The 25,073-nt window shown below is 45.1% G+C and carries 25 protein-coding genes; 10 read left to right on the plus strand and 15 right to left on the minus strand.

Annotated features, from left to right (window positions below; all coding sequences use genetic code 11):
- Position 1 precedes the first annotated feature (1 nt).
- Together ABDV94_RS02585 and gap are read left to right on the plus strand one after the other, a co-directional pair.
- A complete protein-coding gene (locus tag ABDV94_RS02585; RefSeq protein ID WP_343604513.1) occupies positions 2-1,108 on the plus strand; it encodes a tryptophan 7-halogenase in 1,107 nt (368 codons plus the stop codon).
- Positions 1,109-1,310: 202 nt separating this feature from the next.
- A complete protein-coding gene (gene gap / locus ABDV94_RS02590; protein WP_343604514.1) occupies positions 1,311-2,315 on the plus strand; it encodes a type I glyceraldehyde-3-phosphate dehydrogenase in 1,005 nt (334 codons plus the stop codon).
- A gap of 150 nt (positions 2,316-2,465) precedes the next feature.
- Here the strand turns inward: gap and ABDV94_RS02595 are convergent, their stop codons facing one another.
- The 3 genes from ABDV94_RS02595 to ribD all read right to left on the minus strand — a co-directional run bounded on the left by ABDV94_RS02595 (position 2,466) and on the right by ribD (position 5,866).
- Entirely contained in the window at positions 2,466-3,833 is a 1,368-nt protein-coding gene (locus ABDV94_RS02595; protein ID WP_343604515.1) for an SPOR domain-containing protein, read from the minus strand.
- A 29-nt stretch (positions 3,834-3,862) separates the two neighbouring features.
- On the minus strand, positions 3,863-4,720 hold the full coding sequence (locus ABDV94_RS02600; protein WP_343604516.1) for an MBL fold metallo-hydrolase: 858 nt from the start codon (positions 4,718-4,720) through the stop codon (positions 3,863-3,865).
- A gap of 102 nt (positions 4,721-4,822) precedes the next feature.
- On the minus strand, positions 4,823-5,866 hold the full coding sequence (gene ribD, locus ABDV94_RS02605; protein ID WP_343604518.1) for a bifunctional diaminohydroxyphosphoribosylaminopyrimidine deaminase/5-amino-6-(5-phosphoribosylamino)uracil reductase RibD: 1,044 nt from the start codon (positions 5,864-5,866) through the stop codon (positions 4,823-4,825).
- Positions 5,867-6,088: 222 nt separating this feature from the next.
- On the opposite strand from ribD, the gene ABDV94_RS02610 reads away from it, so the two are divergent.
- The 3 genes from ABDV94_RS02610 to ABDV94_RS02620 all read left to right on the plus strand — a co-directional run bounded on the left by ABDV94_RS02610 (position 6,089) and on the right by ABDV94_RS02620 (position 9,485).
- On the plus strand, positions 6,089-7,336 hold the full coding sequence (locus ABDV94_RS02610; RefSeq protein WP_343605346.1) for an MFS transporter: 1,248 nt from the start codon (positions 6,089-6,091) through the stop codon (positions 7,334-7,336).
- A gap of 84 nt (positions 7,337-7,420) precedes the next feature.
- Complete coding sequence (locus tag ABDV94_RS02615; RefSeq protein ID WP_343604519.1) at positions 7,421-8,698, plus strand: dicarboxylate/amino acid:cation symporter; 1,278 nt, start codon at positions 7,421-7,423, stop codon at positions 8,696-8,698.
- 151 nt (positions 8,699-8,849) lie between these two features.
- Positions 8,850-9,485, plus strand: coding sequence for an NAD(P)H-binding protein (locus ABDV94_RS02620; RefSeq protein ID WP_343604521.1), 636 nt, complete (start codon positions 8,850-8,852; stop codon positions 9,483-9,485).
- Positions 9,486-9,803: 318 nt separating this feature from the next.
- Here ABDV94_RS02620 and ABDV94_RS02625 read toward each other — a convergent pair whose 3' ends face one another.
- The 4 genes from ABDV94_RS02625 to ABDV94_RS02640 all read right to left on the minus strand — a co-directional run bounded on the left by ABDV94_RS02625 (position 9,804) and on the right by ABDV94_RS02640 (position 12,656).
- Positions 9,804-10,112 (minus strand): hypothetical protein, encoded by a 309-nt coding sequence (locus ABDV94_RS02625; protein WP_343604523.1) that lies wholly within the window; start codon positions 10,110-10,112, stop codon positions 9,804-9,806.
- A 139-nt stretch (positions 10,113-10,251) separates the two neighbouring features.
- The gene (locus ABDV94_RS02630) at positions 10,252-10,911 is read right to left on the minus strand and encodes a hypothetical protein (protein ID WP_343604525.1); all 660 of its coding nucleotides are present in this window, start codon (positions 10,909-10,911) and stop codon (positions 10,252-10,254) included.
- Entirely contained in the window at positions 10,911-11,411 is a 501-nt protein-coding gene (locus ABDV94_RS02635; protein ID WP_343604527.1) for a cupin domain-containing protein, read from the minus strand. The genes ABDV94_RS02630 and ABDV94_RS02635 overlap by 1 nt, the downstream gene beginning before the upstream one ends.
- Positions 11,412-11,414: 3 nt before the next feature.
- Complete coding sequence (locus tag ABDV94_RS02640; protein ID WP_343604529.1) at positions 11,415-12,656, minus strand: hypothetical protein; 1,242 nt, start codon at positions 12,654-12,656, stop codon at positions 11,415-11,417.
- Positions 12,657-12,834: 178 nt separating this feature from the next.
- Here ABDV94_RS02640 and ABDV94_RS02645 point away from each other — a divergent pair, with 178 nt between their 5' ends.
- The 5 genes from ABDV94_RS02645 (at position 12,835) to ABDV94_RS02665 (ending at position 17,574) form a co-directional block, all read left to right on the plus strand.
- Positions 12,835-13,947, plus strand: a complete 1,113-nt coding sequence (locus ABDV94_RS02645; RefSeq protein ID WP_343604530.1) for an alkene reductase — start codon at positions 12,835-12,837, stop codon at positions 13,945-13,947.
- A gap of 42 nt (positions 13,948-13,989) precedes the next feature.
- Positions 13,990-14,964 (plus strand): aldo/keto reductase, encoded by a 975-nt coding sequence (locus ABDV94_RS02650; RefSeq protein ID WP_343604531.1) that lies wholly within the window; start codon positions 13,990-13,992, stop codon positions 14,962-14,964.
- Between the two features lie 3 nt (positions 14,965-14,967).
- The gene (locus ABDV94_RS02655; protein WP_343604533.1) at positions 14,968-16,086 is read left to right on the plus strand and encodes an alkene reductase; all 1,119 of its coding nucleotides are present in this window, start codon (positions 14,968-14,970) and stop codon (positions 16,084-16,086) included.
- A gap of 99 nt (positions 16,087-16,185) precedes the next feature.
- The gene (locus tag ABDV94_RS02660) at positions 16,186-16,944 is read left to right on the plus strand and encodes a type 1 glutamine amidotransferase domain-containing protein (RefSeq protein ID WP_343604534.1); all 759 of its coding nucleotides are present in this window, start codon (positions 16,186-16,188) and stop codon (positions 16,942-16,944) included.
- A gap of 51 nt (positions 16,945-16,995) precedes the next feature.
- A complete protein-coding gene (locus ABDV94_RS02665; RefSeq protein ID WP_343604535.1) occupies positions 16,996-17,574 on the plus strand; it encodes a Crp/Fnr family transcriptional regulator in 579 nt (192 codons plus the stop codon).
- 46 nt (positions 17,575-17,620) lie between these two features.
- Here ABDV94_RS02665 and ABDV94_RS02670 read toward each other — a convergent pair whose 3' ends face one another.
- The 8 genes from ABDV94_RS02670 to ABDV94_RS02705 all read right to left on the minus strand — a co-directional run bounded on the left by ABDV94_RS02670 (position 17,621) and on the right by ABDV94_RS02705 (position 24,911).
- On the minus strand, positions 17,621-18,322 hold the full coding sequence (locus ABDV94_RS02670; protein WP_343604536.1) for a hypothetical protein: 702 nt from the start codon (positions 18,320-18,322) through the stop codon (positions 17,621-17,623).
- A 184-nt stretch (positions 18,323-18,506) separates the two neighbouring features.
- Positions 18,507-19,256, minus strand: coding sequence for a hypothetical protein (locus ABDV94_RS02675; protein ID WP_343604538.1), 750 nt, complete (start codon positions 19,254-19,256; stop codon positions 18,507-18,509).
- A gap of 174 nt (positions 19,257-19,430) precedes the next feature.
- Positions 19,431-19,832, minus strand: coding sequence for a hypothetical protein (locus ABDV94_RS02680; protein WP_343604540.1), 402 nt, complete (start codon positions 19,830-19,832; stop codon positions 19,431-19,433).
- Positions 19,833-19,837: 5 nt separating this feature from the next.
- Positions 19,838-20,482 (minus strand): endonuclease III, encoded by a 645-nt coding sequence (gene nth / locus ABDV94_RS02685; RefSeq protein WP_343604542.1) that lies wholly within the window; start codon positions 20,480-20,482, stop codon positions 19,838-19,840.
- Between the two features lie 70 nt (positions 20,483-20,552).
- Positions 20,553-20,942 (minus strand): hypothetical protein, encoded by a 390-nt coding sequence (locus tag ABDV94_RS02690; protein WP_343604544.1) that lies wholly within the window; start codon positions 20,940-20,942, stop codon positions 20,553-20,555.
- A gap of 1 nt (position 20,943) precedes the next feature.
- Positions 20,944-21,840, minus strand: coding sequence for a hypothetical protein (locus ABDV94_RS02695; protein WP_343604546.1), 897 nt, complete (start codon positions 21,838-21,840; stop codon positions 20,944-20,946).
- 220 nt (positions 21,841-22,060) lie between these two features.
- Positions 22,061-22,438, minus strand: a complete 378-nt coding sequence (locus ABDV94_RS02700; protein WP_343604548.1) for a hypothetical protein — start codon at positions 22,436-22,438, stop codon at positions 22,061-22,063.
- Between the two features lie 28 nt (positions 22,439-22,466).
- Positions 22,467-24,911, minus strand: coding sequence for a thiamine pyrophosphate-dependent enzyme (locus ABDV94_RS02705; RefSeq protein WP_343604550.1), 2,445 nt, complete (start codon positions 24,909-24,911; stop codon positions 22,467-22,469).
- Between the last annotated feature and the right edge of the window lie 162 nt (positions 24,912-25,073).

A 25,073-nucleotide genomic window follows, 5' to 3' on the forward strand; every position in this document is an offset into this window, starting at 1 on the left:
ATTGGAATATTTTCATGAAATAAGCATCGTCGGTGGCGGTCCTGCCGGGATCGCCACTGCTTTGTCGCTTTTAAAAAGAGGAATCAGGAGCACGGTGTTTGAAGCCGATGCTGTTGCGCGAGTCAAGGTAGGAGAGACGCTTCCTCCCACGGTATTACCTATATTCAGAAATCTGGAGATAGAAGAATTATTGGATGATCCCAGGCATGCCGCTTGCTATGGAAATTCATGGCTTTGGGGAAGCGAAAAGGTCCATGATAAACATTTTATGCTTCATGCAGGAGGAAACGGATGGCATCTGCAACGTGGAATTTTTGAGGAATCGTTGATCGGACTTGCCGAAGAACGCGGAGTTCAGATTGTCCGGAATGCAAAGATAATGCAGGTTAAACAGGCAGGAAAACACTGGAATCTAAACCTGAAAATCGATCACCGTGAAACGACTGTAGCAACCAATTTTATGGTGGATGCAACAGGTAGAAAAAGCAAAATCGCACGTTGCTTAGGTATTGAAAGACACCGTTACGATACATTAGTGGGAGTTGTTGCACGTTTTTCTGTGGACGAGAGTTTCGAATTGTCACAGCAAACCCATATTGAAGCCGTCGAAAACGGTTGGTGGTACGCCGCCGCCTTATCTGACGGGCAACTTGTAACGGCATTCATGACGGATGCAGCATTTCTGTCTCACACATATCAGCATCTTTCAGGTTATTGGAACGCACTGACAGAAACAACATTGATCCGGTCACTTTTTCCCGGTGATTTTCAACCAAAACCAGATACTGTGTTGCAGATCCAATCTGCGGAAACGTCGTTTCTTGAATCCGTTTATGGTGAAAACTGGCTGGCGACAGGAGATGCCGCATTCGCTTATGATCCGATTTCTTCTTACGGTATCACTTCAGCATTGGGAGCAGGGTGCTATGCCGGTCATGCTATTGCAGATCACCTTTCCGGAGCTGCAGAAGCACTTCCCGCATACCGTTATTTGACGGAAAAGGCCTTTTCGGATTATTTGCCGCTTTGGTATCATCAATATGCACTGGAGCAACGTTGGGCCGAATCTCCATTCTGGAAGAAGAGAATCTATCCTGGAGCCAGATAAAAACAATGTGTTATAGACGTTACCATGCAGATGAAAAATTGGTTCCCCGTGACGTAATTAGTACCGATCCTGATGTGGTAAATATTTTAGTTCTTTAACAAAGTAGTTAGACCCTATTTTACCCACCCTTTTTTATTTTTGTACCGTGCCGCACGACGGCATTTGAACAAGAGTAATTGAACAGTACAAATTGGAAAAAACGATGGAACAACGAATAAGAGTAGGAGTAAATGGTTTTGGAAGAATCGGGCGCTATTTCAGCCGCCTGGCATTAAAGAATCCGGGAATCGAATTGGTGGCTATCAACGACCTTGCCCCGGTTGCGACCCTGGTGCATTTATTGAAATATGATTCTGTTCACGGACGCATGGAGGATGAGTTTGAGATCAACGGAAATCAGTTGATTTTTAATCAAACACAGCACATTACATTTTTGCAACATAAGAACCCGGAAGAAATTCCATGGGGAGAATTGGGAGTAGATGTCGTTGTGGAATCTACGGGGTTGTTTTTAACAGCAGAAAAAGCTCAGGCGCATTTGAATGCGGGTGCGAAGCGGGTGATTTTAAGTGCGCCATCCGAAGGAGATGATATTTTCAATGTGGTGATTGGTGTCAACGACGATCTGATTACGGATGAACACCGCATTATCAGTAATGCTTCCTGTACTACAAACTCTGCGGCGCCTTTGGTAGCCGTTTTGAAAGAGTTCTGTGATATTGAAGAAGCATATATCACCACGATTCACAGTTATACAACGGATCAGCGTTTGCATGACAGCCCGCACAAGGATTTGCGCAGAGCACGTGCAGCTGCTCAAAGTATTGTTCCAACTACAACCGGTGCGGCAAAAGCAATTACGCGTATTTTCCCTGATTTGGAAGGGAAAATGGGAGGTTGTGGAATGCGCGTTCCGGTTCCGGACGGATCGTTGACAGACTTAACGGTGATCGTGAAGCAAAATCCGCCCACAGTGGAACAGATCAACACCGCATTTAAGAAAGCTTCTGAAACACATTTGAAAGGAATTGTGCGTTATACGGAAGACCCGATTGTTTCGGTAGATATTTTGGGAGATTCCAATTCCTGTATTTTTGACAGTGAATTGACTTCTGTGATCGGGAACATGATCAAAGTCGTGGGATGGTACGATAACGAAGCAGGATATTCGAACCGCCTGGTGGATTTGGTACTGAAGGTTGGGTGATTTGATGAAGCTGAAAGGCTGAAAGCCTTGATACGACTGGGTAAATAGATGGATGTCTATCCGTAAACAGAAACACAGTCTGATACTGAAATAAATAAGCCGGGGCGAAAATTTTTTCGCCCCGGCTTGTTATCAATAAAATGATATTCGTTACAACTTCAATACCCATGCCCCGGGAACGGATCCCTGGATTTTTGCCGCTTCAGCAGTTGCTTCATTCAGCGTGCTGAATCCTTTTACGCTAACGCGGTGCATCCCGTTGTGCATGGTTACAGCTGCTTCACCGAATCCCTGGGAACGCAGTTTTGCAGCCAGTTTATTGGCATTTCCTGCCGAACCGAAAGAACCTGCAATCACGTGAAATGATTTGGAACTGTCGAAACTTGCCGCAGAAGAGGAAGAACCCGAACTGCTTGCCGGAGTTTTGGTAACCGGTTTTTTGTTCACAGTAACAATCGGTTTGGTAACCGGTTTCGGAGTACTTTCTTTGACAGGCTTCGGAGTTGGAGCAGGAGTTTCCTTTTTCGGTTTCTCTGCTACTTTTTCATCCGGGAGCTGATCTTCCACTACTTTCACCTGGTCTTCAGGAACCGGCTCGGATTCGGTATTGGAATCGATGTTGACTTCAGCTTCATCCTCCAGTACTTTGACATCTTCGCTTCCTTTTGCTGTATTGTCGTTTTCTCCTGCCAATTCAGCCAGGATAGGGAAGTCTTTCTTCAAGCTATCAAAACGGATGGCAATGAAAGTTCCCGAACCGAGAATCAAAACCAGGAATCCCCAGAGTATGTAGGATAATACCGGACTTTTCTTCTTTTGTTTCGGATCTGTGACTGCTTTTTCCTTTTTCGGAACCTCCTTCTTTGGGGGAGCAGCTTCTTTTTTGGCAGCCGGTTTTTCTGCCGGAGCCTTCGGTTCGCTTTTTTCAACTACCGGAGGAACCGCCTTTTCTTCTTTCACAACAGGAGTTTCCTTCACTGGTTCCGGTTTCGGAACTTCCGCCGGAGGAGTTGGCGCTTTCGGTTTTTCTTCCTGTTGTACCGGAGTTTCCACTTTTGGAACCGGAACTTCTTCCACCTTCGGAATAACAGGTTCCTCTGCTTTTACGGGGATAGGTTCTTCCTTCGGTTTTTCGACGATTACAGGCGCTACTTCAGGTTTCGGAGCTTCTTTAGCTGGTTCGGTAGTTGTTGTGTCTGATGCACCACTCGTCCAGGCTTCAAAAGCAATTTCTCCGTCTATTTTCAGGAATTTTCCAAACTGGTACATGTCGTAGGAATTTCCCTTGTCCAGTTCAGCAGTGACTTCGCGCACAAACTTCGAAATCAGGTTCGAAGCATCATTGATTTCCATGTTTTCCTTACTCGCAATGTGTTTCGCCAGTGTCCCGTCGTCAAACTTCAAATAAGGCATGAACATGATCTCCCCGGTACTTTCATTGGTCACCGTAAGAGCGCCCAATCCCGGAATAATCAATGTTTTAACCTCTTTTAATAGCTGTAGTAAGTAATTATTCATGATGCGAAGTTTTGTCTAATTTAAAGTTTTTATCCAAATATGGAAGCGAAAGTCATGGAGTCTTTCAAACGAACACCTTTTTCTGTGCGTTCCACCGTGCAGCATTCGTTCACGCTGTCGTGCTCCAAAAAGAGTACCAGTTCTTTGTCTGCAGCCTGGTTCAGGAAATTTCCTTTTTCACCTAAAGTCAGCAGTGGACGGGTATCGTAGCCCATGACATATGGCAATGGAATGTGTCCCGTACTCGGAAGCAGATCGGCCATGAAAACCAGGGTTTTGTCCTGGTAATGGATATGCGGAATCATCATGCTTTCCGTGTGTCCGTCAACGAACAACACATCGAAGTTATTGAAAACGTTTTTCGTGAAATCACCGTTTCGTTCCACAAATTTCAATTGTCCGCTTTCCTGCAGCGGAAGAATATTTTCACTCAGGAAAGATGCTTTTTCGCGTGCATTCGGTTCGGTGGCCCACTTCCAGTGGTTTTCCGTGCTCCAGTAAGTCGCATTTTTGAAAACAGTTTCGAGTTTGGTTCTGTCGGTGTTCCATTTAACGGCTCCTCCGCAGTGGTCAAAATGCAGGTGGGAGAGGAACACATCCGTAATCTGATCCAATCCGAATCCGAGTTTGTTGAGACTCTGCTCCAGCGTTTTCGTATCCGCCAGGTAATAATGCGAAAAGAATTTCTCACTTTGTTTGTCTCCGATTCCTGTATCAATTAAGATCAAACGGTTTCCGTCTTCAATGAGCAGACAGCGCATTGACCAGGTACACAAGTTGTTCTCATCTGCCGGGTTGGTTTTAGACCAGAGGCTTTTGGGAACTACTCCGAACATGGCTCCGCCGTCGAGCTTAAATGTGCCTGTTTCAATTGGGTAAATTTTCATCGTCGTTTATTTTGAATGTTATTCAATCTAATTGTGGAGTAGATTTTCTTTAGCGAACTAAAAATAGGAAATTCGGGTATTCCGGCAAGGGTCTCCGCGATTTTAACGGGTGTAATTATGAAAATAATGTAACACATCCTGCCCGAATGAAGTCTGGTGGTCTGCTGTTTTCGCTAAAACCGGAGCTTTGATTCCTACTCCGAATTCATTTTGTCCGGTAATGACCAATGCCTCGTCCCACAAACCCGATTCGATGAACTGCGTTAGGGTAAAAGTACCACCTTCGATCAGAACAGAACTGATTTGGAGTCGATATAGCGCAGCTAAAATGGCTTCGGGCGAGAAATCATCCAGTTTCAGGTAGTGAACCGAATCCCGTGTTTTTTCTTCTAAGCGGTTGAATACGATGGTTTTTTGTCCGTCGGTGAAAAGTGTGGCTTGTTGAGGAGCTTTCAATTCCGGATCAATAACGATGCGGATCGGGTTTTTCCCCGCAAAAGCACGAGCTGTGAGACTTGGATTGTCGTTCTGAACGGTTTTCCAGCCCACCAAAATAGCTTGTTCGGTAGTTCTTAACTGGTGTGTGATAACCTGTGTTTCAGGCTGGGAAATCCAGTTGATACCTGTTTGATTTTCGGCAGAACGGTCGCGGTCGATGAATCCGTCACGGGTTTGAGCCCATTTCAGGGTCACGAAAGGCCGTTTTTTTGTATGAAACGTCATAAAACGTTTGTTCAGCTCCTTCGCTTCCTGTTCCAGGATGCCACAATCCACCTGGATTCCTGCCTGTTGAAGTTTTTCGATTCCTCTTCCTGCCACTTCCGAAAAAGGATCGATCTGGGCAATCACCACCCGTTTGAATTTCGAACGAACCAACAAGTCCGCACAAGGAGGTGTTTTCCCGAAATGAGAACAAGGTTCCAGCGTTACATAAATCGTAGCATGTTCCAGAAGTGCCCGATTTTCCACTGAATTCACGGCATTGACTTCTGCATGTGCTTCACCGAATTGCTGATGATATCCTTCACCGATAATCTGATCCTGGTAAACGATCACCGCACCGACCAATGGATTCGGGGCAACGGAAACTCCGCCCAATCGCGCCAGCTGTAACGCCCGCTGCATGTATTGTTCATCCGGATTCATGGAGTAAAATTACGAATTCCGTTTACGAGAGACAAGACATCCGGAGCCAGGAATCGTGAGATAGAAATTTTAGCCCGCCTCTCCAAGTCCTGTCTCTTGCCTCTCTACGTCTTGCCTCATGCCTCAAATAGTCTTACCCCCTCTATAAATTCGTAATCCGTCATCCGCAATTCAAAATTGATTAAGTATATTTCGAACTTCAAACAAACTACTTTGGAAAAAATGACTTCTTATAAACCGCTCTGGTCTTTGCCTGTTATTGTTGCCGCATTAGGCTACTTCGTAGATATTTACGATTTGCTGCTTTTTGGAATCGTGCGGGTTCCAAGTTTGCAGGGATTGGGGTTCGCAGAATCGGAAATTACTCATGTGGGAACCATGATTGTGAACTGGCAGATGGGAGGTTTGCTCCTCGGGGGAATTCTATGGGGAATCCTGGGAGATAAAAGAGGCCGCTTGTCGGTATTGTTCGGTTCCATCGTAATGTACTCGCTGGCCAACATCCTGTGTGGTTTTCTGCCTTATTTTCCCAAAGACAAAGATACATTGACCTTTGCTTATGTGGGACTGCGTTTTATTGCAGGAATCGGTTTGGCAGGTGAGTTGGGAGCAGGAATTACACTGGTTTCAGAAGTCTTACCGAAAGAATTGCGTGCTCTGGGAACTTCCCTGGTTGCGGGAATCGGCTTGTCGGGAGCAGTGGTTGCCAACCTGACAGTGAAACTCACCGAAGAATGGAACGTGGCGTATTTCGTTGGTGGAGGAATGGGAATCGGGCTGCTTTTGCTGCGCATCGGAGTTTTGGAATCCGGGATTTTTAAAGAAACCAAAAAACTGGAAGTGCAACGGGGAAATTTCCTGATGTTCTTCACAAACTGGAACCGTTTCTGGCGCTACCTGCGTTGTATCGGGATCGGATTGCCGACCTGGTTTTGTATCGGAATCCTTGCCATGTTCGGAAATGTATTTGGCGAAGCACTCGGAATTAAAGGCGGAATCAGTCCGGGAGATGCCATCATGTGGGGTTACATCGGGATTTCAGCAGGAGATATTTTCAGCGGAATCTTAAGTCACTGGTTGAAATCGAGAAGAAAATCCATTTTGTGGATGATGGCTTTTACACTGGTCAGTGTGATCTGGATTCTTTCCGGAACGATTCATACTGCCGGAATGTATTATTTTATGTGTTGCTGGTTTGGCTTCGGAACAGGATATTGGGCCATGTTTGTGACGATCGGAGCAGAGCAGTTCGGAACGAATATCCGCTCTACAGCTGCAACCACGATCCCGAATATGGTTCGCGGAACGGTGATTTTGATGACCATCGGTTTTGAATCCCTGATGGAATCGGGGATGTCTGCACTGATTGCTGCTGGAATTGTTGGATTCCTGGCATTTGCAATCGGAATTTACAGTACCTGGAGTGTTCCGGAAACCCACGGAAGAGATCTCGACTTTGTGGAGGAATAGCGCACTAAATTTGAGCGAAATCCTTGCATGTGGCTAATATTTGATATATTCAGCCCCAATATTCTCTAAATAGCGAAATCAGTCATGGAAATTGATCTGTCAGAAAAACCGGTGAAACCGAAAAAATGGTACAGAGCCTTGTATTTTCAAGTGCTTGTAGCAATTGTGATCGGGGTTCTTTTAGGACATTATGTGCCGGATAAAGCCATCAATCTCAAAGTATTGGGTGACGGTTTTATTGCCCTGATCAAAATGATCATTGCACCGGTGATTTTCATTACTGTTTCTACCGGGATTGCTTCCATGAGCGATTTGAAGGTCGTGGGGAGAGTAACCGGGAAAGCTTTTGCTTATTTCCTGACGTTTTCAACGCTGGCATTGATTATTGGGATGATCGTGAGTCACCTGATTCAGCCCGGAGCCGGTTTACATGTCGATCCGGCATCACTGGATCCGAAAGAAATCCAGGATTACGTGAATGCTTCCAAAGAGCATACATTGACGCATTTTATCCTGGATATTATCCCGAAATCCCTGATGAGTTCCCTGACCGGAGACAGCATTCTGCAGGTATTGTTTGTTTCCATCATGTTTGGAGTCGGAGTCTCGCTGACCATGCCGAAAAGTAAGCCGGTATTGGATTTTCTGAATGCCTTGTCGCACCCGATTTTTAAAATTGTCGAGATTTTGATGAAACTGGCACCTCTGGGAGCTTTCGGAGCGATGGCCTTTACCGTTGCGAAATTCGGATTGGGCGTGTTGGTCAAACTGGCAGGTCTGGTTGGTACTTTTTACCTCACTTCAGCATTTTTCGTGATCGTTGTTTTGGGCGCTGTTGCCTGGTACAACAAGTTCAATATCTTTAAATTACTGCGTTACCTGAAAGACGAATTGTTCCTCGTTTTGGGAACCAGTTCTTCGGAGCCGGCACTTCCGGGAGTGATGAAAAAGCTGGAAAAGGCAGGATGCGCCAAGCAAGTGGTGGGAATCGTTGTCCCGACAGGATATTCCTTTAATCTCGACGGAACGAACATTTACATGACTCTGGCTGCGTTGTTTATCGCACAGGCTTGTGATGTTCACCTGAGCTTCCAGCAACAGGTATTGCTTTTACTGGTTGCGATGCTGAGTTCCAAAGGAGCTGCCGGAGTTTCAGGTGCAGGATTTATTACCCTTGCGGCAACACTTGCAGTTGTTCCGGATATTCCGGTTGTCGGAATTACATTGATCCTGGGAATCGATAAGTTCATGTCGGAATGTCGTGCTTTGACTAATTTCATCGGAAATGCCGTTGCAACCATTGTAGTGGCCCGCTGGGAAAATCAGCTGGATGAAGAAGCGCTCAGGGAAGCTTTGAAGTAAAATTTATTGGTTGGTTCACCGGAATGGCTTATCTTTGAGTCATTAACATCTCTTTATAAATAGCGATTTAAGAAAGAATCCTGAGTGATTCTGCCTGGTTTCATTCCTGAAACCAGCACTTATTTTAATGTCCTTTTATAAAGAAAAAATCATGAATACATATCCAATCGCCGTAATCGGCGGAACAGGTAAGTCGGGAACTTATTTGGTTAAAGAGCTTTTAAAGCAGTCCTATTCCATTCGTTTATTACACCGCGATCCATCCAAAGTGGAGATTACCAATCCCTTGCTGGAAGTGGTTCAGGGAGATGCCCGGAACAGCAAGGCCATTGAAAACTTGCTGCAAGGCTGTGCAGCGGTAATCAGCACGCTCGGACAGCCCAAAGGCGAACCGTCCGTTTTCAGCCAGGCAACGAAAAATATCCTTCAGGCAATGAAAAAGCACGGAATCAAACGCTACCTGGTTACCACCGGGTTGAGCGTTGATGCCCCGGGAGATCACAAAAATGAACACGTACAGTTTGCTACGGGATGGATGTACGAAAACTATCCTGAGACGACGAAAGACAAACAGGTCGAACAGGAGCTTTTGCTGGAAAGTAACCTGGATTGGACGATGGTACGCTTACCGGTGATTGTTCAAACAGATGAGCTGTTTCCGGTAGCGGTTTCTTTGGAAGATTGTCCGGGTGATTCGATCAGCGCAGCAGATTTGGCACGTTTCCTGGTCGGGCAGTTATCCGATCAACAGTATTTCCGGAAAAGTCCGTTTATAGCGAATAAGTAAAAGCTCAGCATCAGAGTTTAGGTGATGATTTAGCTATTAGCTGAAATTAGATGATTCATAATTTCAGTGCCTGCTGGCAGGTACTCTTTATCTTTCCCCAGATGCGCAGATTAGAGCGAGCCTACTCCCGAAAAGTCGGGACAGGCTGGTCTCGCTTAAATGGCGATCCGCCGCGGAGGACGCCATAAAAAATCTGTGCATCTGTGGGAGATTATCAGTTGAATTTTTGGACAGTATTTTTCAAAAAGAACCTGTTTCAGAAATTACCTGACTTAAGGACATAATTCCCTTCATTAGACGCCTAAAGATTCGTGGCTTTTATTTCAACTCTCCTTTGGAACCGATCATCTCAAGGACTTCCACACGGTGTGAATCGTTCAGTCCGCTTTCATCCCGCAATCGCTGGAATTCTTTGAAAGAAGGAACATGTAAAAGCTGCTCCTGGATTTCCTTGTTCTCATAGTTTGAAAGATGCACGAACGAAATGCCGTCTTCTTTACAAAGCACCGTGTACTTGAATTGCGTATGGTCCAGCGACTCAAAATCGGTGAGAAAACGCTGAATATTGGCTTTGTTTTGTTCTGAAAATTCAGGGTTTACCTGGTAAGTGACAATTACTGAAATCATGTTGTTTTTATTTGATGTCTTGTTCGAGTATTTTCTGATTTACGCATCTAATTTCAAAATCTGTACGCACAAAGGGCGAGCCTGCGAAATCGTTCGGCTGAGTTCACGACGAAGTCCACTGGAGAATACGCCATCAGCCCTAAAAAATCCCGAATCCGATCCGGAGTCCGAAATTCAGGTTGAGCCACGCTTTGTTTCCCGGAATCAGTACCAGGTAAAGTGTTTGTGAGTCTCCACCATTTTTGAGCTCATCAAACTGGTGTTTGGTTTGAAACGACTGCACGTTCCGGAACCGGACTCCCAACCCGGCAAAAAAATCGATGGAACCGTCTTTGAACAACTGACCGATCCTTCTTTCGTAATTCACGCTGATGCTGTTGACATATTTCTGAACGTGAACCGTAATGGGCGTATTCGGATCCTGGAGGTAGAAATCGTGGTAATCGAAAGCCTGCTGTTTGTAGGAATAACTGATAGAAAGCCAGGAGCCGTTTTCAGGTAAAGCATATTTTACGGCGAAATAGGAGTAAAACCCCTTGTTGTTTTTCAGAAACGAAAAGTTCCTGAAATAACCTCCGAAATCAGCACTCAGCGCGAGGCGACGTGAAACCCGGATCTGTGTTCCCAAACGATAGCTCGATCCGTTGTTGAAATCCAGCAGGGCCAGCGGCGAAAACTGAATTGAAACGTGTTTCCGGCTGGGAATGGTAACAGTCTGAATAGTATCTGATTTGGCTTCGAAAGACAACAGACAGTTGAACAAACCAAAAATAACCAACGATTTTAACCAGGCGTTCATCAGTCCAAATAGTTTTTCGGATATAACTTCTGCCCATATTTCTCAGCTGTCAGGTTGAGCTGCGCCACTTGTTCCGGACTTGGTGGTCCTGTGACTTCCGGCATCGTTCCAACGGGAATCGGACGACCAGCTTCCCTGAAAAAAGCATCCAGACCGGAAGGAACGACAATGCATAAAAGCCGTGCATGTTGGGAACCTGTATTTTTGAAGCAATGAACCGGCCCGTCAAGCGGAATGTGAACAAGGTCTCCCTTTCGCGCAAGTACCGTTTGTTCTTTGGTTTTCATTTCCACTTCGCCTTCCAGCACGTAGAAACATTCCTGGAAACCTTTGTGTTCATGCGGAACAGGTCCGCTGCCCGGAGGAACGAGCATTTCAATGATCCCAAGTTGTCCTTCGGAATGCTCTCCACCCAGCAAAATGCTGTATGGTGAAGCGCCGACGGCAATTGTTTCAGCGGACTGGCTATTGAAAATCCGGACTTGCTTCGTTTGTTTCATGTGCTAGTGTAAAAGCGTGTTTTGACTGTGCTTGAGCCGCATTTTTATCACGAAATGCAGGGAAATCAGGGCCGACATCACCAACAGGTATTCATCGAGATAGTTTTTCGTTACGCCGTTCGTTTGCGTGTAGATAAAGCGGTAAATCAAAAAGCAGAATGCCCAGAGTAAAATCAGCGTACCGATCGGCAGGATGTTGTTGACCAGTTTCAGGTAATTTTTGGGCGAACCCAGAATTTTGAGTTCGTGGAGCAGGATTTTCCCGAAAACTGGCCAGATAAAAATCAAAGGCAAAGCAAACAAACGCGTTTCTCTTGCAAGTGTACTGATCAAAACGATAATCGTATTGATAATCAACGTAAGCAGGAACGATTTGACCAGTTTTTTTTCCATTCCGTTCAACACATTATCAGACAAATAACTGAACAAAAAGTAAACGTGCACGCCAATTGCCAGTGCGAGTGAGAAAAACGATTCAACGGCATATTCCTGGCTCTGGAAATTAAACAGGAAATGAGAAAGCCTGCTGGTCAGGTCATTCTGTGACGCCTTGCCAATGCCCGATAGGGTAATGAACAGGTACAGGAAAACGGCGTAGAAAACCACTGGAACCACGAGGGCAAGTATCCTTTTGATGTTTTCCGTTTGGAATGGCTTTTTGAACGTAAACCCGAAGAAATATAAGGCAAAGGCCGGCAAGATCAGGATGCTGCTTTCCCGGGCAATGATAGCAATCGTGAACCAGAGAATGAATAGTACCCATTTCCTTTTGAGTAAAGCTGCGAAGCTTAAAAAGATCAGCAAATACTGCAAAGGTTCGTCATAGGAATAATTTGCCGGGAAAAATGAAAATAATACCGTAAAACTCAGGTAGAAGAAAAGCACGCTGAAATTGGAAAACCGGCTGTCATCCAGGATTAGTTTGGCCAAATAAAACAAGGCTATTCCGCAAAAGAAGAGCAAGGTAAAATTGACTACGACAAACGATTGCCCGATGCTCAACGAGGTGGTATGAGAAAGGAGTTCAATGCTGTAAGTTGTCAGCGGGCGTTTAATGAATGCCAGCTCCGTTTTATGAAAATCAACCAATTGAACCAGGTATTCTTCCGAAATAGTATGCCGTTTCGTGTTGATCGTTTCCGTCTTCCAGTTGATCATACTGTTGGACTTTTTCAATGTATGAACCTTAAAAATAAACAGGCAGCAAATCAAGCTGATGGAAGAAGCATACAGGAAATTTTTCAACGCTGAGATTTTGAGTTGCCAAACAAAAATAAGAAAATCCTCTTGTCTTTGTGTTGATCCATAACGGGAGGTTGAACGCTTTTTTCGATTGAAACCAGTCGAACGGAAAAGTTGTGACATACATCACAGTACTTTTCGGTCTAATCGCCCGAACTTTGTCGGAACAAAATCACACACAATGCTATTCGAACATTATCAATTAAAAAATCTGAATCTTCAAAACCGCATCGTGATGCCGCCAATGACGCGTTCGCGATCTGCCACAGGAGAAGTAGCAACCGATCTGATGGCGGTATATTATTCTCAGCGTGCTTCAGCCGGGTTGATTATTTCAGAAGGAACACAAATCAGCAGACAAGGACAAGGATACGCCTGGACTCCGGGAATTTTTACCCGCGAGCAAATCGAAGGATGGAAAAAGGTGACCGAAGCAGTTCATACCAACGGGGGAAAAATCTTTGCACAGTTGTGGCACGTAGGACGCGTTTCCCACACGTCCCTGCAGGAAAATGGTCAGAATCCGGTTGCTCCGTCGGCCATTTCAGCCGAAGGCGTCAGTGTTTTTCTGGCGAAAGATGGTCAGGAAGCTTCTTCCGGAGCCGGTGAAATGGTACAGCATTCAGCGCCACGAGCGTTAACAATCCCGGAAATTCAGCAGATCATAAAGGATTATGCTCAAGCAGCCAAAAACGCCATCGAAGCCGGATTTGACGGAGTGGAATTACATGGTGCAAACGGTTACCTGATTGAACAATTTATCGATTCACAAACCAATCTCCGCACGGATGAGTACGGTGGAAGCCTGGAAAACAGGTTGCGTTTTCTCAAAGAAGTGGTAACGGCAGTTGCAGATGCAGTTGGAGCTGAACGGGTGGGAGTACGCCAGGCACCACTGACAACTTTGATGGGAGCGATGGATGACAACCCGGAAGAAACCTATATCGCGGCGGCAAAGATTCTGAATGAGATCGGAATTGCGTATATTCATATAGCGGAAGCAGATTGGGACAACGCGCCGGTAATGCCGGTTTCGTTTAAGGAAGCTTATCGTAGCACATTTCGCGGAACACTGATTTATTCCGGGAAATATACCAAAGAACGCGCTGAAGAAGCCCTTGAAAAAGGCTGGGCGGATCTGATCGGTTTCGGTCGTCCCTTTATTGCAAACCCGGATTTGCCTTTCCGCCTGGAGCGCAATTTACCGTTGAATGAACCGGATAGAACTAAATTCTTTGGCGGAGCAGCAGCAGGTTATACGGATTACCCGTTCGCAAATGCATTCGTCAGATAATAAAATCAAACAGATCAATCAAATAATCAAACAAACGACAGGATGAAAAGACAATTAGGAACAAGTGAATTACAGGTTTCTCCACTCACACTGGGAACATTTGCAATCGGTGGATTGATGTGGGGAGGAAATGACAAAAAAGATTCCATCGAAGCAATTCGTGAATCCATTGCACATGGAGTGACTTCCATCGATACGGCTCCATTTTACGGAGTGGGTCTGAGTGAAGAAGTCATCGGTGAAGCGATAAAAGGAACAGATCGTTCCAAAGTAGAAATTTTGACTAAATTCGGTTTGGTTTGGGAACAGGATGTGAAAGGAACAGTTGCTTTTGATGCCCAAATTGACGGGAAAACCGTTCCGATTTACAAAAACGGCCGCAAAGAAAATGTGATCCGCGAAGTAGAAAACAGTTTGCGAAGATTGCAGACAGATTACATCGATTTGATTCAGTTGCACTGGCCGGATGTGGAAACGCCTGTTTCAGAAACAATGGAAGCGATGGAACAACTCCTGAAATCCGGGAAAGTGAGAGCAATCGGTGTGTCGAATTACGATCGTGCGTTGCTGGAAGAAGGATTGCAAACGGCTCAAATTCACTCCGACCAGGTTTCCTACAGTATGCTCAATCGCTCCATCGAGGAAGAGTTACTGCCTTTTGCAATGGAAAAAAATGTGGGAATCATTGCATACAGTCCGCTGGAAAGAGGTTTACTGACCGGGAAATATTCTAACGGAACCGGAACATTGAGTTCAGACGATCACCGCAACGGGTACTTTCAGCAGTTTGATCCGCAAAAACTGAATACGTTGCTACAGGCACTGAATGATCTGGCATCGGCCAAACAATGCAGTGTTGCTCAATTGGTACTTGTCTGGACGATGAACCAGAAAGGAATTACGACTGTTTTGGGAGGTGCACGCAATGCGGAGCAGGCAATTCATAATGCACAGGCTTTACACGTTCAGCTATCCGATTCGGAATTAAATCAGATTCGTTCATTTATTCAAAACTAAGCTATGAGTACAACCATTTTTGAACCGGTTCATTCAGGTGTTTTGAACCTAAAGAACCGCATCGTGATGGCGCCGATGACACGCGCCAGAAATGCAGACGGCATCCCGAATGAAAACAATGCCTTGTATTACCGCCAGCGCTCCGGGGCAGGATTGATTGTAACGGAAGGAGTTGCGATTTCCGACACAGCGAAAGGAGTGCTCCACATTCCGGGTTTGTACCGCAAAGAGCAGGTGGAAGGCTGGAAATTGGTAACAAAAGCCGTTCACGAAGAAGGAACCGTGATTTTCGCACAGTTGTGGCACGTGGGACGGGTTTCACACACATCCATTCAGCCGGAAGGAAAAGCTCCAGTGGCTCCATCGGCGATTCAGGCCTCCAATTCACATGCCTGGGGTTGGAATGAAAACGGGGAAGAAGGTTTCCTGATCTGTTCACCTCCAAGAGCATTGGAAACAGCTGAAGTGGCAGGGATTGTGAAAGATTTTCAGCAGGCCGCTAAAAATGCGATCGAAGCCGGATTTGACGGAGTGGAATTGCACGGTGCAAACGGTTACCTGATTGAACAATTCCTGAATCCGTACATCAATACCCGCACAGACCAGTATGGAGGAAGTATCGAAAATCGTTCGCGTTTCCTGCTGGAAGCCATTGATGCCTGTATCGAAGCTATCGGAGCAGATAAAGTAGCGATCCGTTTAACGCCTTACGGTGGTTTACATGAATTGCCGCAATACGACGAAATCGAAGAAACATACCGTTACCTGGCAGAAGAGCTGTCCAAACGAAAAATTGCCTACATCCATTTGATGGATCAGAAATCGCGCGGAAGTTTTGCTTTGCCGGAAGATTTCCTGGTGCGCTTCAGAAGCTGGTTCACCGGAACAATGATCCTGGCTGGAGGAATGAATCGTGAAAAAGCGGAAACCCTCACAGAAGCCGGTACGATTGACCTGGCTGCGTTCGGAGAAGCCTTTATAGCCAACCCGGATTTGGTGGAACGATTGAAAAACAACTGGCCTTTGACGCCTCCGGATCGCTCGCTGCATTACGGATTGACCTTGAACGGCTATACGGATTGGAAAACATACGAAGAGTTTATTCCTGAAAGGGAGAAATAAAATGGTGTGTTCGCTGCTTCTTGATTTTAACCGCAAAGATGCGAAAAGTATACTCATTGCCCGGATTTCGGTCAAGGCACAAAATAATGAATCAAAACGATGAGAAAAGTCCTATTAATCACAGCATCCATCCTTTTGGCAATCGCCGGAAGTACCGGATTTGCACAACAAACGAACAAAAACATGAAAGCAAAAATTCTATTTGTGGTTACCAGCCACGATACCAAAGGAAGTACGGGAGAAAAAACGGGATATTACCTGGCAGAAGTTTCTCATCCGTGGAAAGTATTGACGGATGCAGGTTATGAAATTGATTTTGTAAGTCCGAAAGGCGGAAATCCTCCGGTTGACGGGTTTGATTTGTCTGATCCGGAAAACAAAGAATTCTGGGAAAACGAATACTATCACCAAAAGATTACCCACAGTTTGAAACCTTCGGAAGTGAAAGCAGACGAGTATGTGGGGATTTTTTATGCCGGCGGACACGGAGCGATGTGGGATTTACCCGAAAACAAGGAAATTGCACAAATCGCGGCTAAAATCTATGAGAAGAACGGAGTAGTGGCAGCTGTTTGTCACGGCCCGGCAGGTTTGGTGAATATTCAGCTGAGCAACGGTTCTTACCTGGTTGCAGGAAAGAAAATCAATGGTTTTTCAAACGAGGAAGAAGAATTGGTAAAACTCACAAAAGTGGTTCCGTTCCTGCTCGAAGATCAATTGAAAAGCAGAGGAGGAATTTATGAGAAATCGGCTCCGTGGCAGGAACATGTGACGGTAGATGGACGACTCATTACAGGACAGAACCCGCAATCTGCCAAAGCGGTAGGAGAAGCCATTAAAAAAGCATTATCAAAATAGATAATTCCTTTCCCGATAATCTGAAGCATATTTCTTTCGTATTTTTATGAAATGGAATATGCTTCTTTTTTGCGCAGCCATATCGGCAGCGTGATTCCCATCACAGAAGAAGAACTGGCACTGATTGTGCCTTATTTTACACCGGTTTTTGTTCCGAAAAAATCGAGTTTACTCACGTGTGACCAGCTTGTTTCTACTGAATACCTGGTGCTTCAGGGCTGTATGAAACTTTACATGATCGATGAAGCCGCCAAGGAATATATCATCCAGTTTGCCATGGAAAATTGGTGGATTTCCGATTATCCGGCCTATCATTCCAAGACGAAATCAACCACCTGTATCCAGGCATTGGAAGATTGCTGGGTACTGGAATTAACGGCAGAGAACAAGCAGGCATTGATTGAAAAAATACCGCAAATGCTGGTTTTCTTTGGTCAGAAATCATTTGGAGGTTTTGTGGCCTTACAGAAACGAGTGTTGTCACTGCTCAAAAACTCCGCAAAGGAAAAATACGAACTCCTGCTCAGCCAATATCCGGAATTGTTCCAACGCGTGCCCAAAACATTGATTGCACACTATTTGGGCGTTTCGCGGGAAACACTGAGTCGTTTGGAGAAGAAAAAAGAGTGATGAAAAGGTTGGCTTCGACTCCGCTCAGCCAACCGCATAGCATTCATCAGAAAAAATCACGGTTATCCGTAACGAGTTTCAATCCTTTGAAAATTCCTTTCTCAAATTGAATCCTGCTTGCTTTCACGGCAATCGGGAAGAGGGCATTGGAATTGGAAATCATTTTCAGTGTTTGCTGTGATTTGGATGAAAAATCCAGTTTTCCTTCAGCAGCCTCGTTGAGAGATGCAATGATGCCGGCATCCAGGTTGAAATCCGTCTCAATTTCTACATGCAGGTTTTTCGCCATCACCACTCCCGTAATCACCAGGATGTTGTTTCGGTTCGCATTTTTAAGCAAGACCGGGTTGGCATGTTTGAAATCGGCTTCGGAAAGGTAATCGGTGATTTCTCCCAGGGGCACAACGCGTGTCACGGAATGGTCGTAGCTGATCGTGACTTTTTTCCCGGATTTGATATTCGCAGAGACTTCGAAAGCTCCCATTCCGATGGACTTCAAAATCTCTTCCAAAAGAGAAATCCCGATGTTGAAATTGTATTCGTCGGTTTTATTGGTGTCGACAGACAATGCCGGATCTTCTTCGATCGTTAGCGCTACCGAACTGTTGAATGCATGATTGATGTCGGAATAATACAATTCGGCTTCGTCTAAATCCCGTTTGAGCCACAATTGCAAGGGTTTTTGATTTCTGACCGGCCCGTCAATCAGGTCGTAGCCGGCATCTTTTAAATACTTTGTCAGTTTCATGAGCGCTTGTTTTTCACCCGCCGGCAGGATCGCTGAGAAATAAAAAGCGGATTCCGTGAACGTGGTGTGTTTTACAAATCGAAACTAACTAAAAAAAATGATTCTTTTGAAGTCGAAACTCCAATTGTCTGATTTTTATAAAAACTTAATTTACAGAATAGTTAGGGTGAATGTGCTTCCCGGTTTAGGGCAGCGTAACCTTTGCAGAAATAATAATTGGATTGTTGCTTATGGGGTTCGTGAATTTCCCGTTGCAGAATGAAAACTGCAATTTCCCGTTGACTTTATTGACATATACGGTGTAGTAGGATTCGAGGAAGAAATCGTAAAACCCGGATTGAATGTAAACGGCAGCATGATCTTTTTCAGACGGGTAATATCCCTGGTCAATCAAATACATTCCGGGTTTGGGTTCCTCTCCATTTTCAAAAACAAAGTTAATCGTTTGGCTTCCATTGGTCGCATATACCATATAGTTGAGACCGCTCGTATGAGAAACGACGGAATAAGTCGTACCTCCGACACCTCCCATATTGGTCGTGCTTGAATTGTTCGTAACGGTACAAGGCGGCTGAGGAGCTTCAGTTACCTGCACATTAACGACTGCCCGTTGTACGGTACAACCCTGGTCGAGAACTTCAACAGAATAATTCCCGGCATCATTCATCGTCATGGAATCCCGTGTCAGTCTCCATGGATCGGGATCATTAAACTCATATTTTGTAGTCTTAGACCAGCCGTTTGGTCCTGTCCAGTGATAAACAGCCTGATCGCTAAATTGTCCGGCAGAAAGTTCCAGAGACCACCCTTCGATGACAGGGCCATTGGAAGTGATGTATGTAGTTTCGATTTGAGCACATCCTTTTTGCGTTTTTTCACAGGAATTCATTAAAAATAACGCAGAAACGAATAGACAGGTGGATAGAAATCTCATAAAATGAATGTCAATTTGTATACAAAACTAACTTTTTTTCTAACAAGGAATTAGAAAATGAAATGAAAAACGGATTTTGTGAATATAGTGTGTTTGGAAATCGAAATTAACCAAAAAAAGAAAACGCTATATGCTGCGATTGAAAAGGAGGTTAACTTTTTGATATGAAGTTATTTATGGAAAGATGATTGCGTTTTTCATCTCCGGATCGTAATCAACTTGTTCCGAATATCCGTTGCTTCTGCAAATGGTGTTAGGGTTGAGTGCCAGCGGATAGGAGGTAAAAATCAATGGAACAATTTGCTTCGTCCACTGTTGATTCGCTTCATCTTCAAAAAAGTATTCCACGAAGCCAAAATCATAATCCGTTTTTCCGTAATAGATTTCTTTCGGAGTACTGGTATGTTCTGAAATCCATAGCTTTAAATTCTCCAGTTCGCTGTATTCTCCTTCCACGATAAGGGAATAGCGATGTGTTTTGAGTAACTTGCTTCTTTCCTCAAGATCTTCATTATCCAGCCCATGATTGGTATCGTAATAAGCTGTTTGAAGTTCTGTAAATGTTTGAGTTCGCATGAAGTTTATTTGAGTTCTTCCAATGCCTTTTTCGTTCCGATATTTGCGGTGATGTAATCCACGTCACGTTTCGGAGAACGGGCAGGAGAGTGGCTTCTTCCATAGAAAATGATTTGCAGGTGGAGTTTGTTCCACAATTCTTTCGGGAAGAGTTTTTTTGCATCGCGCTCGGTTTCTTCCACATTTTTTCCACTGGTCAGTCCCCAGCGGGTCAACAGGCGGTGAATGTGCGTATCGACCGGAAAAGCAGGAACTCCAAATGCCTGCGACATGACTACCGATGCCGTTTTGTGCCCGACTCCCGGAAGTTCTTCCAGTGCTTCGAAACTTGGAGGAACCTCGCCGTTGTATTTGTCGATCAGGATATGCGAAAGGTCGTAGATTGCCTGGGATTTTCTCGGGGAAAGTCCGCAGGGACGAATGATGTCGCGGATTTCCTCTACGGATAAACGGATCATATCCTGTGGACGTGAAGCGCGTCTGAACAGAATCGGGGTGATTTTATTGACGCGTTCGTCGGTACATTGAGCAGAAAGCAATACGGCAATCAATAAAGTGTATGCATCCCAGTGATCCAACGGAACCGGTGTTTCGGGATAACATTTTTCCAGTTCATCGATCACATATTGTGCTTTTTCTTTTTTCGTCATGGCAGGTAAAAATAATGAAAAAACCAGTAGGGACGTGATACATCACGTCCCTACTGGTTTTTATAAATCGTCAGTGCACTGTAAAATGTACCGATTTGGAAGTTGTATTTCCGTCGTGATCCAATGCCACCACCAAATCCAGTTTCAAAGGTGTGTAGCTTGAAAATCCATGACTGACAGCCTGGTTGACGGTGAAATCTGCCGCGTGATCATGCACCTCGTTCTGGTAAATGATCGAATCATTCAAGGTATTGGTCAGGGTGATCTGGTACCCATGCAGGCTTGCACTTCCCACAATTGTTCCCGTTACGTTGAAATTTCCCTGGATGGTGTCTCCATCGTGTGGATTGGTGATGGTCACGACCGCAGAAACGGCTTCGTCTTCCGTGCTTTTGTCTTTTTTACAAGAGGTGAATCCAAGACCTCCCGCAAGTAGGAGTAGAAACAAACTGATTCTCATATTAATTGAAGAAATAATTGAGTGAAACACTAAATGCGGTTTTTTGATGGGATTTTCCGTCTCCCAGGCTCTGAGCCAGCGGAATGTGGTAATTTCCCTGGATAACCCAGGAATTCCACTGAACCGATGCTCCGACAATTCCGGTGAGTACACGACCCTGAGTAGGTGAACTTGAAACCGCTTTCCTGTTCAGGTAATCCACGCCGCTCCAGGAATACTGCGCTCCGGCATAAACTCCCCAGGTGCGGAACTTGTATTGTCCGAAGAGGCTGGCGCTGAATAACGATCCCGGAATATAGTTGTACTTGTTTTCTCCCCGTAAAACATATTGGCTTGTCTGTAATAAGCTCCATTTTTTGCGCTGGAAGAAAAAGGAATTCTGGAACACGGCATCAAACGTTCCGGTTCCCGGATAGAGGTATAAGTTCGCGTCGCCGGGCTGGGTGAATTTTCCAAGCGGGCTTTTCACTCCTGCACCGATGATCCAGCGGAACAAACGGGTTTGCAGACTGTCTTGCCGGTTAAAGAGAAAGTAATTCACCGTTAAAGTCGGATCACCGAGTCCGCTTTTGTGTGCGGAACTGTCATCGGCAATGTGTGTATTGAAACCGATCGGAACAGCTAATTGCAGCTGCCATCTGCTTGCCAGGCGGATTTGTCCTGTGAGATCGATGCGTTGAAAATAATCGGTGCTTCGTTCGATCCCGGTACCGAAAACTTCCGGGTGCTGGCTTTTGTATAAACGGTATTGATAATTCAACCCGATACTCGTCCGGTTGCCTTGTGCGAGTGTTCCCAATCCATGTGTGGAATTGAACGCTCCGCAGCCGCATACTTCGCAGGAGAGCGCGTGATACGACAGTACAAGGCACACGAAAAAGAGCATGCTTTTTTTCATGAGATAATGAATGATAATTTCTACTAATTGTACAGGATTTTATTCCCGCGGATTTCACAAATACCGCAGGTAATAATAGAATCTCTATACAAAACGAATAAAATGTCTTATTCACAATGGGCATAACAAAGTCACACGCAAGCGATCATGATTACGGAATTCGCGTAATCGGCGCAATTTGCGGGAGTAAATACACTTTATGGAATAAGTCCTGAAGAAATTATCCGTGAGCGGGCGGGTGGAAAACAGCTTCTGAAAAGCTAACCAATGATGCGTTTTGGTAAAAAAACGGGGTCGTTTCTTCCCGGATCAGGGTTTCTGATTGTTCGAAAGAAGTAAGTACCGGTGCATGGAGGTTCCATGCGTTTTCTTTCAGCTTCAGGGGAAGTTTTGGAACAGGTTGATTTTTCTTTTCTTCCTGTTCCAGTTTTTTCAATTGTTTTGCCAGATAACACTTCCCGTCGCAATGAAGCATCGGTTTGTTTTTATTGACACAGTATTTGGCGGCGAGCTCTACCTGGTTGTTGTAAAACCAGATATTCCAGGAGAATGCCGCAATATCTTTCCAAAGCAAAGCTATTACGAAAATCACACTCAATATGCCCGCGAACCGTTTCAATCAGTCATTAGTAAATGGGAGGATATGCATTCGGATCGGCTTCGTTCATGATTGCATAAGCCGTTTCAACGATATCATCAATACTTGGTTTGGAGAAATAATCCCCGTCGGTTCCGTATGCCGGACGGTGATCTTTCGCGCTTAACGTTACCGGAGCCGAATCCAGGTAGTTGTAACCACCTTGTTTCACCAGGATTTGATCCAGCAAGAATGCGGTTGCACCTGAACTCACGTCTTCGTCAACGATCATCAAACGGTTGGTTTTCTTCAGTGATTCTGCCGTCAATCCGTTGATGTCGAATGGAAGCAGGGTTTGTGCATCGATCAGTTCTACGGAAATTCCCAGTTCTGTCAATGTTTTTGCTGCTGCCTCACACAAATTGAATGTCGAACCGTAAGAAACGAGCGTTAAATCACTTCCTTCTTTCACGATTTCAGGAATCCCCAATGGAGTAGTGAACGTACCGATATTGGTCGGCATCGCTTCTTTGATACGGTATCCGTTCAATGGTTCAATGACCAGAGCCGGCTCATCTGCCTGCATCAGGGTGTTGTAGAAACCTGCAGCTTTTGTCATGTTTCTCGGAACACAAACGTGTACTCCGCGAATGGAATTGATGATCATTCCCATGGGAGAACCACTGTGCCAGATTCCTTCCAAACGGTGTCCGCGTGTAGAAACGATCAACGGCGCTTTTTGACCGCCTTTCGTACGGTATTGCACCGTTGCCAAATCGTCAGACATAATCTGGATTCCGTAAAGCAGGTAGTCCAGGTACTGGATTTCAGCAATCGGTCTCAAACCACGCATTGCCATCCCGATTCCTTGTCCGATGATGGTACATTCACGGATTCCGACATCGGAAACACGCAACTGTCCGAATTCTTCCTGGAGTCCTTCCAATGATTGGTTCACACCTCCGATTTTTCCTGCATCTTCCCCGAAAATCAATGCTTCCGGGTATTTTTCGAAGATTGCCTTGAAGTTGTCGCGAAGAATGATTCTTCCGTCTTCCTGGCGGTTATCAGTACCGTATGCCGGTGCAACTGCCTGAACTTTCAGGGCGCTGCTATCGGAGTTGGAGTATAAGTAATCGCTGTAGCGATTGTAATTGTTTGCTGTTTCCTGTTTCAACCAGGCTGTTAAAGCCGTTTTTGCGGCAGAGCTTTCTGTTCGAATCAATCGCAGTACTTTACGTACGGTGTTGAAAACGTCCTTGCGGATCGGGTTCATGGTTTTCTGCAGCGCTTCGATTTCTTTTTTGATGAAAACGCCGTTCGGACTTTCAGCTGCTACACTTTCCAACAGTGCTGTTGCCTGATCCAAATCGTTTTTCAGATCTTGTGTAAACAACGCCCAGGCTTCTTTTTTCTGCTCGTTGACGTATGTTTTCGCTTCTTTCGCGATTGTTGCCAATTCTTCTTCAGTAGCCAGAGTCTGACCATCTGCGTCGAAATTCAAAATCCATTCTTTGAACTTGTTGATACAGTCAAATTCGGATTCCCATTTCAAACGGTCTTCGCTTTTGTAGCGCTCGTGTGAACCGGAAGTAGAGTGTCCCTGCGGCTGATTCACTTCTTTGACGTGAACCAATACCGGGATGTGTTCTCTTCGTGCCAGATCCACTGCTTTTTCATAGGTTTCACACAGGTGGGCATAATCCCAGCCTTTGGTAACGAAAATTTCGTAGCCCGGACTATCTTCTGTGCGCTGCATCCCGCTCAAAGCTTCGGAAATGCTTCCTTTGGTTGTTTGGTATTCACGCGGAACGGAAATTCCGTAACCGTCGTCCCAAACAGACATCACCATCGGAACCTGCAAGACTCCGGCAGCGTTGATTGTTTCCCAGAAAGGCCCTTCTGAAGTGGAAGCATCACCGATGGTACCAAAAGCAACTTCATTTCCTCCGTTGGAGAATTTTTTGAATGCTTCGAGGTCTTTCAGCGTCGGGTGTTCACGGTATACTTTGGAAGCTTGCGCCAAACCGAGTAAACGCGGCATTTGTCCTGCCGTTGGTGAAATATCTGCGGATGAATTTTTTTGTTTGGTTAAATCTTTCCAGTTTCCGTTTTCGTCCAGGTTCCGGGTAGAGAAGTGTCCTCCCATCTGGCGTCCTGCAGATTGTGGTTCGATGATCTCGTCAGTATGTCCGAACAAGCCGGAGAAATACTCACGCACATTCAACTGGTTGATGGCCATCATCAAAGTTTGATCGCGGTAATATCCCGAACGGAAGTCACCGTCTCTGAATTGCTTTGCCAATGCAATTTGAGCCAATTCTTTTCCATCTCCGAAAATTCCGAATTTTGCTTTTCCCGTTAGGACTTCTTTTCGCCCTAAAAGTGACGTTTCCCTTGAAATACTTGCCAGACGGAAATCGTTCAAAACTTCCGATCTGAAGGTATTAAAGTCCACTGCGATCAATTCTTCCTGGGGTGTTTGTGATGCCATAGCTTTCCTTTAAAGTTGCACAAATATACGAATTCTTCGCCAAGTATGGGTGGTTTCGAGGATGGAAACAAGGGAAATTCCTCATTTTTTATTCTGCTGTTTTGCAGGTCAATTCTGATGATATGAACTTTTTTCTTTTGCTGTAAATCAAATTAAATGTTC

The sequence above is a fragment of the Fluviicola sp. genome (assembly GCF_039596355.1).
GTDB lineage: Bacteria > Bacteroidota > Bacteroidia > Flavobacteriales_D > Crocinitomicaceae > Fluviicola.

Excerpts from the sequence above, each read along its gene's own strand:
- ABDV94_RS02665 (WP_343604535.1), top strand. The coding sequence starts at position 16,996 with ATGGAATATGCTTCTTTTTTGCGCAGCCATATCGGCAGCGTGATTCCC.
- ABDV94_RS02600 (WP_343604516.1), bottom strand. The coding sequence starts at position 4,720 with ATGAAAATTTACCCAATTGAAACAGGCACATTTAAGCTCGACGGCGGA.
- ABDV94_RS02610 (WP_343605346.1), top strand. The coding sequence starts at position 6,089 with ATGACTTCTTATAAACCGCTCTGGTCTTTGCCTGTTATTGTTGCCGCA.
- ABDV94_RS02660 (WP_343604534.1), top strand. The coding sequence starts at position 16,186 with ATGAGAAAAGTCCTATTAATCACAGCATCCATCCTTTTGGCAATCGCC.
- nth (WP_343604542.1), bottom strand. The coding sequence starts at position 20,482 with ATGACGAAAAAAGAAAAAGCACAATATGTGATCGATGAACTGGAAAAA.
- ABDV94_RS02670 (WP_343604536.1), bottom strand. The coding sequence starts at position 18,322 with ATGAAACTGACAAAGTATTTAAAAGATGCCGGCTACGACCTGATTGAC.
- ABDV94_RS02635 (WP_343604527.1), bottom strand. The coding sequence starts at position 11,411 with ATGAAACAAACGAAGCAAGTCCGGATTTTCAATAGCCAGTCCGCTGAA.
- ABDV94_RS02650 (WP_343604531.1), top strand. The coding sequence starts at position 13,990 with ATGAAAAGACAATTAGGAACAAGTGAATTACAGGTTTCTCCACTCACA.
- ABDV94_RS02695 (WP_343604546.1), bottom strand. The coding sequence starts at position 21,840 with ATGAAAAAAAGCATGCTCTTTTTCGTGTGCCTTGTACTGTCGTATCAC.
- ribD (WP_343604518.1), bottom strand. The coding sequence starts at position 5,866 with ATGAATCCGGATGAACAATACATGCAGCGGGCGTTACAGCTGGCGCGA.
- ABDV94_RS02645 (WP_343604530.1), top strand. The coding sequence starts at position 12,835 with ATGCTATTCGAACATTATCAATTAAAAAATCTGAATCTTCAAAACCGC.
- ABDV94_RS02595 (WP_343604515.1), bottom strand. The coding sequence starts at position 3,833 with ATGAATAATTACTTACTACAGCTATTAAAAGAGGTTAAAACATTGATT.
- ABDV94_RS02705 (WP_343604550.1), bottom strand. The coding sequence starts at position 24,911 with ATGGCATCACAAACACCCCAGGAAGAATTGATCGCAGTGGACTTTAAT.
- ABDV94_RS02655 (WP_343604533.1), top strand. The coding sequence starts at position 14,968 with ATGAGTACAACCATTTTTGAACCGGTTCATTCAGGTGTTTTGAACCTA.
- gap (WP_343604514.1), top strand. The coding sequence starts at position 1,311 with ATGGAACAACGAATAAGAGTAGGAGTAAATGGTTTTGGAAGAATCGGG.
- ABDV94_RS02675 (WP_343604538.1), bottom strand. The coding sequence starts at position 19,256 with ATGAGATTTCTATCCACCTGTCTATTCGTTTCTGCGTTATTTTTAATG.
- ABDV94_RS02620 (WP_343604521.1), top strand. The coding sequence starts at position 8,850 with ATGAATACATATCCAATCGCCGTAATCGGCGGAACAGGTAAGTCGGGA.
- ABDV94_RS02625 (WP_343604523.1), bottom strand. The coding sequence starts at position 10,112 with ATGATTTCAGTAATTGTCACTTACCAGGTAAACCCTGAATTTTCAGAA.
- ABDV94_RS02680 (WP_343604540.1), bottom strand. The coding sequence starts at position 19,832 with ATGCGAACTCAAACATTTACAGAACTTCAAACAGCTTATTACGATACC.
- ABDV94_RS02615 (WP_343604519.1), top strand. The coding sequence starts at position 7,421 with ATGGAAATTGATCTGTCAGAAAAACCGGTGAAACCGAAAAAATGGTAC.
- ABDV94_RS02690 (WP_343604544.1), bottom strand. The coding sequence starts at position 20,942 with ATGAGAATCAGTTTGTTTCTACTCCTACTTGCGGGAGGTCTTGGATTC.
- ABDV94_RS02630 (WP_343604525.1), bottom strand. The coding sequence starts at position 10,911 with ATGAACGCCTGGTTAAAATCGTTGGTTATTTTTGGTTTGTTCAACTGT.